The 13,627-nt window shown below is 73.1% G+C and carries 12 protein-coding genes; 6 read left to right on the top strand and 6 right to left on the bottom strand.

The window, feature by feature from the left end; all coding sequences use genetic code 11:
* Nucleotides 1-233: 233 nt before the first annotated feature.
* On the top strand, nt 234-911 hold the full coding sequence (locus ACZ52C_RS29940) for a SigE family RNA polymerase sigma factor (RefSeq protein WP_469077675.1): 678 nt from the start codon (nt 234-236) through the stop codon (nt 909-911).
* A gap of 212 nt (nt 912-1,123) precedes the next feature.
* A complete protein-coding gene (locus tag ACZ52C_RS29945) occupies nt 1,124-2,455 on the top strand; it encodes a hypothetical protein (protein ID WP_469077676.1) in 1,332 nt (443 codons plus the stop codon).
* Nucleotides 2,456-2,591: 136 nt separating this feature from the next.
* Here the strand turns inward: ACZ52C_RS29945 and ACZ52C_RS29950 are convergent, their stop codons facing one another.
* Together ACZ52C_RS29950 and ACZ52C_RS29955 are read right to left on the bottom strand one after the other, a co-directional pair.
* Nucleotides 2,592-3,416 carry an SURF1 family protein gene (locus ACZ52C_RS29950; protein ID WP_469077677.1) on the bottom strand — a complete coding sequence of 275 codons (825 nt, stop codon included), beginning with the start codon at nt 3,414-3,416 and terminating at the stop codon, nt 2,592-2,594.
* Between the two features lie 52 nt (nt 3,417-3,468).
* A complete protein-coding gene (locus ACZ52C_RS29955) occupies nt 3,469-3,894 on the bottom strand; it encodes a nuclear transport factor 2 family protein (protein ID WP_469077678.1) in 426 nt (141 codons plus the stop codon).
* Between the two features lie 177 nt (nt 3,895-4,071).
* Between ACZ52C_RS29955 and ACZ52C_RS29960 the strand changes: the two genes are divergently transcribed.
* Nucleotides 4,072-5,901, top strand: a complete 1,830-nt coding sequence (locus tag ACZ52C_RS29960; protein WP_469077679.1) for a S9 family peptidase — start codon at nt 4,072-4,074, stop codon at nt 5,899-5,901.
* A gap of 198 nt (nt 5,902-6,099) precedes the next feature.
* On the opposite strand, the gene ACZ52C_RS29965 is transcribed toward ACZ52C_RS29960, so the two are convergent.
* Both ACZ52C_RS29965 and ACZ52C_RS29970 read right to left on the bottom strand, forming a co-directional pair.
* Nucleotides 6,100-6,726, bottom strand: a complete 627-nt coding sequence (locus tag ACZ52C_RS29965; RefSeq protein WP_469077680.1) for a sigma-70 family RNA polymerase sigma factor — start codon at nt 6,724-6,726, stop codon at nt 6,100-6,102.
* Nucleotides 6,727-6,983: 257 nt separating this feature from the next.
* Entirely contained in the window at nt 6,984-7,736 is a 753-nt protein-coding gene (locus ACZ52C_RS29970; protein ID WP_469077681.1) for a hypothetical protein, read from the bottom strand.
* A 217-nt stretch (nt 7,737-7,953) separates the two neighbouring features.
* On the opposite strand from ACZ52C_RS29970, the gene ACZ52C_RS29975 reads away from it, so the two are divergent.
* Nucleotides 7,954-9,942, top strand: a complete 1,989-nt coding sequence (locus tag ACZ52C_RS29975; RefSeq protein ID WP_469077809.1) for an NAD-binding protein — start codon at nt 7,954-7,956, stop codon at nt 9,940-9,942.
* Nucleotides 9,943-10,157: 215 nt separating this feature from the next.
* On the opposite strand, the gene ACZ52C_RS29980 is transcribed toward ACZ52C_RS29975, so the two are convergent.
* Nucleotides 10,158-11,306, bottom strand: a complete 1,149-nt coding sequence (locus ACZ52C_RS29980; RefSeq protein ID WP_469077682.1) for a GTP-binding protein — start codon at nt 11,304-11,306, stop codon at nt 10,158-10,160.
* Between the two features lie 4 nt (nt 11,307-11,310).
* Nucleotides 11,311-11,481, bottom strand: coding sequence for a 50S ribosomal protein L32 (gene rpmF / locus ACZ52C_RS29985; RefSeq protein WP_033524576.1), 171 nt, complete (start codon nt 11,479-11,481; stop codon nt 11,311-11,313).
* A gap of 169 nt (nt 11,482-11,650) precedes the next feature.
* Here rpmF and ACZ52C_RS29990 point away from each other — a divergent pair, with 169 nt between their 5' ends.
* Complete coding sequence (locus tag ACZ52C_RS29990; protein WP_193379523.1) at nt 11,651-12,634, top strand: permease; 984 nt, start codon at nt 11,651-11,653, stop codon at nt 12,632-12,634.
* On the top strand, nt 12,631-13,416 hold the full coding sequence (locus ACZ52C_RS29995; protein ID WP_469077683.1) for a TIGR03943 family putative permease subunit: 786 nt from the start codon (nt 12,631-12,633) through the stop codon (nt 13,414-13,416). The genes ACZ52C_RS29990 and ACZ52C_RS29995 overlap by 4 nt, the downstream gene beginning before the upstream one ends.
* Nucleotides 13,417-13,627: the final 211 nt, after the last annotated feature.

Genomic DNA, 13,627 nt, shown 5'->3' on the forward strand with positions numbered 1-13,627 from the left:
TCGGCGGGGCTGGGCGCCAACACTTGGGGCATAGGGGAAGAGCTGGTACGCATGAGGGCGTTCGACGCGCTGTCCGGTGTTCGGTGGGTCGTACCGATGGCTGCGCGCTGCGTGCCGACGGACACGGCCGCCATACCGACCGGCGCACGTTCCCTACGGAGACGTGTGCGGTCCGACGCAAAAGTGATGCCTGTCTCGTACAACCCCGACGGGGGTACGAGGGTCCAACAGGCGTGGCAGAGGTACTCGATTTCACCGCGGTACAGACGAGGGGCACCGCCCTTCGTCCACCCCGCCGTCCCCGCGCGCCCGGTTCGGCCGGCGGCATGCCGGTGATCGCGCCGATGCCCGCGGCGCGGCCGACCCGCATACCCAGCCAGCGCGACGGCGCGGACGACACGTCGACGGTGCCGGCCTCCGGTACGACGGTCGACCATCTCACCGAGACCTACCGCGCTCACTACCGCTCGCTTCTCGGCCTCGCGGCGCTCCTCCTCGACGACACCGCCTCCTGCGAGGACGTCGTCCAGGAGGCGTTCATCCGCGTGCACTCCGCGCGCAAGCGCGTCCGTGACCCGGAGAAGACGCTCGCCTATCTGCGCCAGACGGTCGTGAACCTCTCGCGCTCCGCCCTGCGCCGCCGCATCCTCGGTCTGAAGCTGCTGTCGAAGCCGATGCCCGACATGGCGAGCGCGGAGGAGGGCGCGTACGACCAGCTGGAGCGCGACTCCCTGATCAAGGCGATGAAGGGACTCCAGCGGCGCCAGCGCGAGGTCCTCGTGCTGCGCTACTTCGCCGACATGACCGAGGCCCAGGTCGCGGAGACGCTCGGTATATCGCTGGGCTCGGTGAAGGCGTACGGCTCCCGGGGCATCGCGGCACTGCGCGTCGCCATGGAGGCGCCCGCATGAGCACGCACGGCAGGGACGACGGCCCCGACAGGCAGGACGGTCGGGACGAGCTCGGCGCCCGGAGGCGTGCCTCCTGGGGGCGCCGGGACGAGGACGACCGCGCCGAGGAGCGCGGGAACGAACGCGCGGAACAGCGCGGGCGGGACGGGCGCGTCGGGGGGCGCGGGCTCGAGGAGCACGAAGAAACGCAATCGCACGCTGGGAACGGAACTGTGAATCACGGCCCCGACGAACAAGGCCCCAGCCCCGAGGGCCAGGATCTCGAAGGCCACGCTCCGCACGACGCGCATGAGGACGACGCGCATGAGGACGACGCGCGTGCGAACGACGCGGGTGAGGACGACTCGCGGTCTGCCGACCTGAATTCGGCTGACCCGGGTACGGACCACGCGGCGGCCGACCATGCGGCGGCGGACGACCCGCTCGCGAGCCTCTCGGCGTCCAAGGGCGCCGGGCTGCACGCGTTGGCGCTCAGCGGTGCCGGGCTGAAGGGCACTGGGCTGACGAGCGCCGGGCTGAACGGCTCCGCGGCGAAGGGCATCGGCGGGTTCGACTCCGACGAGCTGATGCTGCGCAATCTGCTGCACCACGCGGTCTCGGAGATCGAGCCCAGGGACGGCACCCTGGAGCATCTGCGGCGAGCGGTACCGGCGCGGCGGACCCGCAAGCGCCAGGCCGTCGTCGGCATGGCCGCCGCCGCGCTCCTCATCGGCACGGCGATCCCGGCCCTCATGCACGTCTCCAACTCCAACGGCGCCGACGTCAACCCCTCGATCATGGGCAACGGCTCGAACCAGCAGCAGACCGAGGGCCAGTCCAAGGGGCAGACCGGCGGGAACGGTTCGTCGGGGGGTTCCTCCGGCGGGACCAAGGAGTCCGGCAAGAACACGGACAAGCACAAGGGCGACAAGGGCAAGGGCGAGAGCAACGGCCCCACGGGCGGTACCCAGGCGTCGCCGACGGCCGCCGCCTCCACGCTGTGCACGTCGGCCCAGCTCGGCGGTGGCGGGAGCGTGGGCGCACCGGACTCCGGCGGCGCCGTCTACGGCTCGTTCCGCGTGTCCAACATCTCCGGTACGGCCTGCACGGTCACCGGCGGGGGCGCGGTGAGCACCATCCCGCAGGGTGCCGCGGACGGGTCGAAGATCACCGTGCTGCCCCATGCCGCCGGTGACGCGGCGGCCGGACTGCCCGACCCGTCGCTGTCCCTGACCCAGCTGGTGCTGGAGCCGGGAGCCGCCTACGAGGTGCGGTTCGCCTGGGTGCCGTCCGAGCCCTGCCCGACCACGGGCGGGACGACCGGCGGGGGCACCGGCGGCACGGATCCGTCCCCGGACCCGACGCCCACGGAGGAGGAGACCCCCGGCACCACCACCGACGGCGCCAACTCCGTGTCGACCCAGCTGGTCACCGAGGACGGCGTCGTCGACGGCAGCGTCCTGATCTCCCACACCACCGAGGGCGGCATCGCCAGCTTCACGACGTCCGTCACCAACGCCTGCGCGGGTGTGGTCTACCGCACGGGCCTGCTGGCGGGCGCCTGACGGGAACCGTGGCCGAGGAGCCTCGGCCAGCCGTTCTCCCACCATCGCGTCCGCAGTCGTGGGCGCAGTCGCAGTCGCATCGCGTCCGCAGTAGGTCCGCAGTCGTTGGTCGCCTCCGCGCGCGAGCCCGCCGGTCCTACGGGGCCGGCTCGGTTTCGCGGGAGCGGTCCCCGGGGGCACGGTCACCGTCCGGTTCGACCGTGTCGGGCACCAGCCCCAGTTCCGCGTCGCGGATGAACTCGACCTCGCGGCGGACCAGGCGGAACCACATGAAGACGACGAAGCCGGCGAAGACGAACCACTCGCCGGTGTAGCCGAGGTTCTGGAAGGCCTTGAGGTCGAGCCCGGTGTCCTGCGGCGCGGTCGCGGGCACGGCCTTCATCCCCGAGTCGCCCTTCTCGAGCGTGATCCAGGCGTCGTACAGGTCGTCCGGCACGAGGTTCACCAGCGTCGCCGCGCTGATCGCCGAGGTCTGCCCGGCCGGCAGCCCGCCCTGGACGGGCACGCCGTTCGACCCGGGCGTCTCGGACGCCTGCAGCGAACCGGTGACGGTGACCTCCCCGGACGGCGCCGCCGGCGCCCGGTCGGCGTCCGCGGCGCCGGGCAGCCAGCCCCGTACGACCGGCAGGGCCTTGCCCTCGGCGGTGCGCAGCAGCGTCAGCACATAGAACCCGGTCCTGCCGTCCACCTGGCGGTTGGGCACGAGGAGCTGCTCGCCGTACCGCCCGCTCACGGTGGCCAGTTCGCCCGAGGTCTCCTTGTCCACCGGCAGCAGCTCGGCCAGCGGGCGCGCCGGGGCCCGGTCCGCCGAGTCGATCCGCTCGGTCGCCGCGCGGTGGTCCTGCATCCGGTCCTCGAACCGGCTCAGCTGCCACGAACCCATGAACACGCAGAACGGGATGGCGAGCAGCACGAAGACGTTGATCCCCCACCATCGGGGCGTCAGCAGGAACCGGTACACGCCTTCCACCGTACGGTGCCCGCGCGGGGCCCCCGGCTGCGGGGTCGGCCCCTCAGTACCGCTCGACGAGGTGCTCACGCCCGGCCGGCGGCTCGTACGGCTCGGGCCAGAAGTCCGTTATCGCGACGAGCCGGCCGTCCTCGTCCCCCGTGAAGAAGGAGATCGCGTGCATCTCCTCCAGCCCCACGGTGACATGCGTCCAGCTCACCACCTGCCCGGGTCGCCTTGGCTGTTCGGGCTCCCCGACGATTCGTACGATCCGGGCGTGCCAGTCACCGGGGTACTCCCGGTTGAACTCCACGTACCGCTCACGGCCGCGGATCCGCTCCCGCGTCTGCGGCAGCTCGTACACGACGTCCTCGGCCAGCGTCTCGGCGAACGCGGCCCAGTCCCGCCCCTCGGCGGTGGCCCAGAATCGCTCGACGGTCCGGCGGAGGTCGGTGCTCGGATGCCCCGCGGTCGCCCCTGCGGGGGCCACGGGAGTCGTTGTTTCTGTCGGTGGCCCTGGTGTCGTCCTCGATGTCGTTGAGGTCATGCGGCGAGTCTGCACCCGGCCACTGACAATCGGCCCGGCCCGACCCCGTGAAGGGGGAAGTTATCCACAGGCTGAGGGCCTCGTCGGCGCAATGTCGTGCGGGCGGGGCAATATGGGGCCATGACTGAGAGCAACGGGGCCACCCCGCAGCAGCAGAGCGGGTCCATGCCCGACTGGGAGAAGAGGTTCCGGGCACCGAGGGTGTCCCTGCCGGACTGGGCGGAGGACGCGCCGCACCGCTCGCTGTTCGTCTCCAACGCCACGGGCACCTACGAGCTGTACGCGTGGGACCGCGCCACCGGCGAGCAGCGCCAGGTCACGAACCGGGCCAACGGTACGACGGACGGTGTGCTCTCACCGGACGGCGAGTGGATCTGGTGGTTCGACGACAAGGACGGGGACGAGTTCGGCGTCTGGCGGCGCCAGCCCTTCCACGGCGGCCCGGACGAGGAGGGCGCCCCCGGCCTGGAGCCGTCGTACCCGGCGGGCCTGGCCATCGGCCGTGACGGCCGTACGGCGGTCGTCGGCCGCTCCACCGACGAGGACGGCTCCACGATCCACCTGTCCCGGCAGGGCGAGGCCCCGGTCGAGATCTACCGCCACCGCGAGTCGGCCGGCGTCGGCGACCTCTCGCACGACGGCTCGCTGATCGCGATCGAGCACACCGAGCACGGCGACGCGATGCACTCGGCGCTGCGCGTGGTCCGCCCGGACGGCACGGCGGTCGCCGAGCTCGACGACACCAAGGGCGGCACGATCGAGCTGGGCCTGGAGGTGCTGGGCTTCGCGCCCGTCGTCGGTGACACCCGGCTGCTCATCGGCCATCAGCGGGGCGGCCGTTGGGAGCCGCTCGTCTGGGACGTGGTCTCCGGCGAGGAGACCGACCTCGGACTCGCCGACCGGCTGGAGGGCGACCTCAGCGCCGAGTGGTATCCGGACGGCTCCGCGCTTCTGGTCGCCCACAGCTTCGAGGCCCGCAGCGAGCTGTTCCGCTACGACCTGGCGTCCCGCGCCCTGGAGCGGGTGGACACCCCGCGAGGGACCGTCTCCGGGGCCACGGTCCGCCCCGACGGCAGCGTGGAGTACCTGTGGTCCTCGGCCGCCGAACCGCCGGTCGTCCGCTCCACGACCGGCGAGGTGGTCCTCGATCCGCCGGGGCTGAAGTCGCCCGGCTCGGTGCCGGTGGAGGACGTCTGGGTGGACACCCCCGGGGGCCGCGTCCACGCCCTCGTCCAGCGCCCGCCGGGTGCCGCCGGCCCGTACCCCACGGTCTTCGACATCCACGGCGGCCCGACCTGGCACGACAGCGACGCCTTCGCCGCGGGCCCGGCCGCCTGGCTCGACCACGGGTACGCGGTGATCCGCATCAACTACCGCGGCTCCACCGGGTACGGCCGCGCCTGGACCGACGCCCTCAAGCACCGGGTCGGCCTGATCGAGCTGGAGGACGTCGCGGCCGTGCGGGAGTGGGCCGTCGGCTCCGGCTTCGCTGACCCCGACCGGCTCGTCCTCACCGGCGGTTCCTGGGGCGGGTACCTCACCCTCCTGGGCCTCGGCACCCAGCCGGAGGCCTGGACGCTCGGCATCGCCGCGGTCCCCGTCGCGGACTACGTCACCGCGTACCACGACGAGATGGAGGCACTCAAGGCGATGGACCGCACGCTCCTCGGCGGCACGCCCGAGGAGGTCCCCGAGCGCTTCGAGGCCTCGTCCCCGCTGACCTACGTCGACGCGGTGAAGGCCCCGGTCTACATCTCCGCCGGTGTCAACGACCCCCGCTGCCCCATCCGCCAGATCGACAACTACGTCGACCGGCTCGCCGCCCGCTCCGCCGTCCACGAGGTCTACCGCTACGACGCCGGCCACGGCTCCCTGGTCGTCGACGAACGCATCAAACAGCTCCGCCTGGAACTGGACTTCGCGGAACGGCATCTGGGGGGACGCCCCTGAGACCGCAGGCACCCCCGCGCCCCCCAAGGGGCGCGGGGAACTGCGCGAGAACCCCCACCGGACCCGCTGCCGACCGACGACCGAGCGGGGTCGAGGGGGCGCAGCCCCTGGATGGGGGCACCTCCCGCTCGGGCGAAGCCGAGAGTGGGGGAGGGACGGGCAGGGGCGGCGGGGGCGGGAACCAGCGACGCACCCACCTCAGGCCGCCACCGACACGCCCTCCTCACGCGCCCCCTCCGCCGCCGCCAGCAGTCGTACGAGCGTGGCCCGCGCCCGTGCCACACGCGACCGCACCGTCCCGACGGGGCGCCCGGTCAGCTCGGCCGCGTCCTCGTAGGAGAGCCCCAGCATCTGCGTGAGGACGAACGCCTCACGCCGTTCCTCGGGCAGCGCGCCCAGCAGATCGGCGAGCGCGACGCCGTCGTCGAAGCCGGGCAGTCCGCGCGGCTGGGCGTGTTCGACGGCCAGCCGCCAGTCGGGTACGTCGGACAGCCGGGGCCGGGCCGCCGCGTACCGGAAGCTGTCGGTCACCGCCCGGCGGGCGATGGACAGCAGCCACGTACGGGCGGAGCAGCGGCCCTCGAAGCGGTGGAGGCTGCCGAGCGCCCGCAGGAAGGTGTCCTGGGCGAGGTCGTCCACCGCCTGTGGATCCGCGCAGAGGTGGGCGACGAACCGCTGGACGTCACGGTGGAGCGCGCCGACGAACCGTGCGACGGCCTCCGGGTCCCCACCGCGCGCGGCGAGGGCCCAGGCGGTTATGGACTCGTCGGTCGTCGACCGGGAGGCACGCGGGACCGACGCGGGCGGGGGAGTAAGGGTGATCACCTGGTGTCCTTCTCGGGTCGTCCGGGACCCGGACCATCCATCGACCGACACGGGCACGTGAGAGCCGCAGGGCCGTACGGGCGCTGTACGGGCGCCGTACGTGCGCGGACGTGCGCGACACAGGGGAACGCGTCCGGTGGTCCGTTGGTCCGGTGGTCCGGAGGGGAGGGGAGCCGGCCGTACGGCACGCGGGGTGCGGCGTACGGCCGTAGCCCGGGGAGCGAGCCGTGGTGGCTGCCCCGGGGCACCGGCTGTCGTCAGCTGACAGCGGTCCCGGCGGGCGGACCCCGAGAGGTGATCGCATGGACGAGAAGGAGCCGACGCGGCGAGCGGTCCGTACGGCCGCGTCGTACCCGGGGGCGCGGCCGCTCCGCCGCGACGGGCAGCGCGAGCGCCAGCCGCAGCGGCGCGGCCAGCCAGCCGGCCACGGCGCGCAGCAGCGCGAAGGCGGAGCGCTCGCCGTGCGCCAGCCACAGACCGCACAGCAGCGCGGCCAGCAGATGCGCGGCGAACATGCCGGACGAGGACGCGTTCGCGCCGTCCAGGATGTAACCGGAAGGGTCCACAAGGTCCATGTGGCCGGGCGGGCCCATGTGGGCGGTGTGATGCATATGGGCGGAGCCCATGTCCATGGCGCCGTCCGCGGAACTCGCCCCCGCGGAACTCGCCCCCGCGGAACTCGCCCCCGCGGAACTCGCCCCCGCGGAACTCGTGCCCGCGGAACTCGTGCCCGCAGAGCCCGCGCCCATGGGGCCCGTCGGCTGCGCCAGTTCGAAGCTCCAGTGGAGGGCCGTCTGCGCGGCGACCACCACGGAGGTGATGAGCGGCAGGCCGCGCTCACGCCCGGCCAGACACCAGCCGACCGCGCCGGTCGCGGCGGCCCCGACGGCCAGGGCCCACCAGGGGACATGGCCACCGGACATCAGCACGTGGCCCAGGGCGGCGAGCAGCACACAGACGGCCGCGAACATCGCGGCGCGTGTCGTGCGCGTACCCCACCCTGCGGTCATGGCGCCCCATCCTCGCATCCGGACACCGCCGTCGTTCCGTCCCTCTTGAGTACGGATTTCCACCCGCCGTCGCACTCACACCGGCAACTGTGATCCGGATCACTGAGGAACCGGCCGTGTCCATGGGGCAGTCTTCTGCCTCGTGGGGAGCCCTTCGCAGCACAACAGCCGTATCGGTCCGGGCCGGCAGCCGGGTCCGCCCGACCCGGGCGCGCACATGGTCGTCTGCGGGGACGACGGGCTGGCGCACCGGCTCGCCGCCGAACTGCGGACCGTGTACCGGGAGCAGGTGACCCTCGTCGTGCCGCCCACCGCGCGGATCGCGCAGCGGCCGGTCGTCGGGCGCGCCCGCACCGCCGCCGCGTTCCTGGACCGGGTGACGGCGGCCGTCAACAGGGCGGCCGGCAACGGCGATCCGACCACCGGTGACCGGACCGGCGACAGGGCCGGTGACCGAACCGGAGATCGAGTCGATCGAGGTGACCGGGGCGGCGACAGGAACAACCCCTGGGACGGCGGGGAGCGGGTCCTGGAGGCAGGGGAGGCCACCGAGGCGGTGCTCGCCGAGGCCGGGGTGGAGCGGGCCGCCGCGCTGGCCCTGGTCTATGACGACGACGAGACCAACATCCGCGCCGCGCTCACCGCCCGCCGCCTCAACCCGCGCCTGCGGCTCGTCCTGCGGCTCTACAACCGCCGGTTGGGCCAGCACATCGAGGAACTCCTCGACCAGGCCTCGGCGTTGGCGACGGGCGGAACCGCGGCCGACGGGGTCGACGGATTCGGCGCCTCGACGACCGTCCTGTCCGACGCCGACACGGCCGCGCCCGCGCTGGCGGCGACCGCCGTGGCCGGGACCAGCAAGGTCGTCCAGACGGACGGACTGATGCTCCGGGCGGTGGAACGCCCGCCGGGCCGGGCGGACCAGGGCACGGGAGGCCAGGGCCCGGCAGGGCTGTGCACTCTCGCGCTGCTGTCGGCGACCACCAACGACCCCGCCGGAACCGAGGGTTCGGAGGGGAGCGGGGAACGCGGCCCCCAACTCCTGCCCGACGAGAGGGCGGTGGCGGAGGCCACCGGGCGCGGCACCGTCGTCCTGGACACCGTGCGCTACGCGGGGCCCGCTCTGCCGCCCGGCCGGTCCGGCGGCGGTCCGCTCGGGGCTTTCGGGTCGCTGCTCTCGCGGCGCCTGCGGTGGTCCCTCGCGGGGATGATCGGGTGCGTGTTCGCCCTCGCCGTCGCCCAGATGGTGATCACCGGGGAGCATCCGCTCCAGGCGACGTACGCGACCCTCCTCGACCTCTTCGGGATCGCCGACCCCGCGACCGACCAGAGCGACTCGCGCCAGATCCTCCAACTCCTCTCCGGCCTCATGGGCTTACTCCTGCTGCCCGTGCTGCTCGCCGCCGTCCTGGAAGCGCTCGGCACGTTCCGCAGCGGCACCGCGCTGCGCAAGCCGCCGCGCGGTCTCTCCGGACACGTCGTGCTCCTCGGCCTCGGCAAGATCGGCACCCGGGTGCTCGCCCGCCTGCGTGACCTGCACATCCCGGTCGTCTGCGTCGAAGAGGACCCCGAGGCACGCGGTCTCGCCGAGGCCCGGCGGCTACGGGTGCCGGTCATCCTCGGCGACGTGACCCAGGAGGGCGTCCTGGAGGCCGCCAAGATCCACCGGGCCCACGCCCTCCTCGCCGTCACCAGCTCCGACACGACGAACCTGGAAGCCGGCCTGTACGCCCGTTCCGTACGCCCCGACCTGCGCGTGGTCCTGCGCCTGTACGACGACGACTTCGCCACCGCCGTCTACCGCACCCTCCGCGCCGCCCACCCGGGCGCCCTGACGCGCAGCCGCAGCGTCACCCACCTCTCCGCGCCCGCGTTCGCCGGCGCGATGATGGGGCGCCAGATCCTGGGCGCGATCCCCGTCGAGCGCCGTGTGCTCCTCTTCGCCGCCGTGGAGGTCCGCGGACACCGGCGTCTGGAGGGCCGTACCGTCGCGGAGGCGTTCCGGGCGGGGGCGTGGCGGGTGCTGGCCCTCGACACGGCGGCGCCCGGAGAGCCGGGTCCGGAGCGGGCGCCCGGGCCGGTGCCGGGTTCGGGACTGATCTGGGACCTGCCCCCCACGTACGTCCTGCGGGCCGAGGACCGTGTGGTGCTGGCGGCGACGCGGCGGGGGCTGGCGGAGTTGTTGGGGAGACGGGCGGGGGAGTAGGTCTGGGGCGGGGTCGGTCGGCGGCCGACCGGTGGGGCTTCTCGCGCAGTTCCCCGCGCCCCCTGAAAGGCCGACGGCCTTTCGGGCCGAAAAGCACGGGGCTCAGCCCCTGCTTTTCAGGGGCGCGGGGAACTGCGCGACCAGCCCCCACTCACCCGCAGCCGACCTCACCCGCAGCCGACCTCACCCGCAGCCGACCTCACCCGCAGCCGACCTCACCCGCAGACAACCCCGTGCACATCCCACGCCGGGAACGGATCATCGAGGGCCCCGGAACCCACCTCGTCCCCGGTCACCAGACACCCGGCGAGAGCCGCCCGCAGGGCATCCCCCCGCAACCCCGTCCCGATGAAGACCAACTCCTGCGCGAACGGGGCCTCCTCGTCCTGCGCGGCGGTCGGTTCGAAGCGGGCCACCGACCCCGCCTGGGACCACAGCCCGATGACCCCCGGCCGCCCGGCGAGCGTGAAGAACCCCTTGGACCGCAGCACCTGCCCGAACGCACCGCTGTCGAGCCCCTCGGTCACGAACTCCCACAACCGCCCGGGATGGAAGGGCCGTTCGGCGCGGAACACCGTCGAGGAGATGCCGTACTCCTCGGTCTCCGGCACATGCTCACCGTTCAGCTCCCGTACCCACCCCGGCGCCTGCTGGGCCCGTTCGAGATCGAACGCCCCCGTGCCGAGCACGTCCTGGACCCGGATCCGCCCATGGCTGACCGGCACGATCCGCGCCGCCGGGTTGAGCCGCGCCAGGGTCGCCGCGAGCCGCTCGGCGGTCGCCGTGTCGACGAGGTCGAGCTTGTTCAGCACGATCACGTCGGCGAACTCCACCTGGTCCATCAGCAGATCGCTCACGGTGCGCTCGTCGTCCTCGTACTGGTCGAGCCCCCGCGCCACCAGCTCGTCCCCGCCCGCGAGCTCCGGCAGGAAGTTCACCGCGTCGACGACCGTGACCATCGTGTCGAGCCGGGCGAGATCCCCGAGCGTGGCCCCGTCGTCGCGCGCGAAGGCGAAGGTCGCGGCGACGGGCATCGGCTCCGAGATGCCGGAGCTCTCGATCAGCAGATAGTCGAAGCGTCCTTCCCGCGCCAGCCGGTCCACCTCCTCCAGCAGATCGTCGCGCAGGGTGCAGCAGATGCACCCGTTGGTCATCTCGACGAGCCGCTCCTCGGTGCGGGACAGCGCCGCCTCGCCCCCGCGCACGAGCGCGGCGTCGATGTTGACCTCGCTCATGTCGTTGACGATGACCGCGACGCGCAGCCCCTCGCGGTTGCCGAGGACGTGGTTGAGCAGGGTGGTCTTGCCCGCGCCGAGGAACCCGGACAGGACGGTGACGGGCAGCCGCTCCCGGAGCGTGGTCACCGCCTCAGCCCTCGGGGTGGATCAGCCCGCGCTCGTACGCCTTCAGCAGTCGCTGCGGTACGAGGTGCGTGGTGCCGTCGACCGTGAACGGCACCAGCTGGGGCGTGCTCGCCTTCCACTGGGCGCGACGGTGCCGGGTGTTGCTGCGGGACATCTTCCGCTTGGGTACGGCCATGGGGTCCTCCTCCTCAGGGTGATGGACCGGAACGCTACATGAAAATGGATCCCATTACTAAAAATGGGATCCGGTGGTCGTGAGCAACCCCGGGCCGGGCGCCGTATGGGAGGAAAGGGTCGAACAGGCCCGCTCAGCGCAGCCGTTCCCTACGGAGGTACCGTCCCCCGTGGCCACAACCAAGGAAGAAGCCCCGCACCGCGGCCGGCATCTCGACCCACCCCTCCTGCTCACCATGCTGCTGGTCCTCGCGGTGGTGGCGCAGGCCCCGCTGCGGGGCCTGCTGTCCGCGCCCGTGACCCAGAGCTGGATGACCGTGTTCGTCGCGGTGGTCGTGCAGGCCCTGCCGTTCCTGGTCATCGGGGTGCTGCTGTCGGCGGCCATCGCGGTGTTCGTGCCCGCGTCGTTCTTCGTCCGCGCGCTGCCGAAGCGGCCCGCCCTGGCGGTACCGGCGGCGGGCGTGGCCGGCGTGGTGCTGCCGGGCTGCGAGTGCGCCTCGGTGCCGGTCGCGGGCGCCCTCGTACGCCGGGGCGTGACGCCCGCGGCGGCGCTCGCCTTCCTCCTCTCCGCCCCCGCGATCAACCCGATCGTGCTGACCGCGACCGCCGTGGCCTTCCCGGGGAACCCCGAGATGGTGCTGGCCAGGCTGGTGGCGAGCCTGCTGGTGGCCTGTGCGATGGGCTGGCTGTGGCTACGGCTGGGCCGCGGCGAGTGGATGCGCCCGCCGGAGCGGCCGTCCTACGAGGGCCAGGGCAGGGGCGCGGCGTTCTGGGGCTCGGTGCGGCACGACGTGATGCACGCGGGCGGCTTCCTGGTCGTCGGCGCGATGGCGGCGGCCACGCTCAAGGCGGTCGTCCCGGCGAGCTGGCTGAACGCAGCCGCCGACCACCCGGTGATCGCGATCCTCGCCCTCGCCGTCCTGGCCGTGCTGCTGTCGATCTGCTCGGAGGCGGACGCGTTCGTGGCGGCCTCGTTGACCCAGTTCTCCCTGACCTCCCGGCTGGCCTTCCTGGTCGTCGGCCCGATGATCGACCTGAAGCTCTTCGCCATGCAGACCGCCACCTTCGGCCGCGCCTTCGCGCTCCGCTTCGCCCCCGCCACCTTCGCTCTCGCGATCCTGGTGTCGGCCCTCGTCGGGGCGGTGCTGCTGTGAACCGCCAGGCCCAGACCGTCATCCTCTTCCTCACCGGCGGGGCCCTGCTGCACGCCGGCTTCACCGACCTCTACCTCCGCTACGTCAAGGCCGGCCTGCGCCCCCTCCTCATCGGCGCGGGCATCGTCCTCATAGCCGCCGCGGTCGCCACCCTCTGGTACGAACGCCGGGCACGACAGCAGGAGCGACAGGCCGAGCCGCACATCCATGCCGACGACTCGCCCGCCCCTGCCGACGCTCCGCACGCCCCTGCCGACGAGCCGCACCCCCACCGCGAACCCCGGGTCTCCTGGCTGCTCGTCCTCCCGCTGCTCGCCCTCGTCCTGGTCGCCCCGCCCGCCGCCGGTTCGTACACCGCGATGCGCACCGGTGCGGCCCTCCAGGAGCAGCCCTGGGGCTATCCGGACCTCCCCGCCGACGGCACGCTGCGTCTGAGCGTCGCCGACTACGCGGGCCGCGCGGTCTACGACAAGGGGCGCGCCCTCGCGGGCCGCCCGCTCAAGGTCACGGGCTTCCTCGCGTTCGACGACTCCGGAACGCCGTATCTGGTCCGCATGGCCCTCAACTGCTGTGCCGCGGACGCCCAGCCCGTCAAGATCGCCCTCACCGGCGAACTCCCCGCCGTGCTCCAGCCCGACACCTGGATCGAGGTCACCGGCACCTACACGCCGAAGCGGACCGAGGACCCCCTCAACGGCACCGCCGTCCCCTACCTCCGGGTCACCACGACGAAGCCGGTGAAGGCTCCGCAGGACCCGTACGACGAGGCCTGGAACGGCTGAGACGGGGGGAGGCGGCGGGCGAAGGCCCGGAGGGCATGAAAGGGCCCGGTCGCTGGCGACGGGGGATGCACCAGCGACCGGGCTATGGCCAAGGCTAACAAGGCTGTTCGCGGGACGGGAGCCGACTGGTCGATAGCGTTGACAAGTTGTGATCGGGATCACGCGGGCCCACAGGTCCGTCCACCTCGCCCCCGGCCCCGTCCCGATGGCC

The sequence above is a fragment of the Streptomyces sp. NPDC034049 genome (assembly GCF_055575575.1).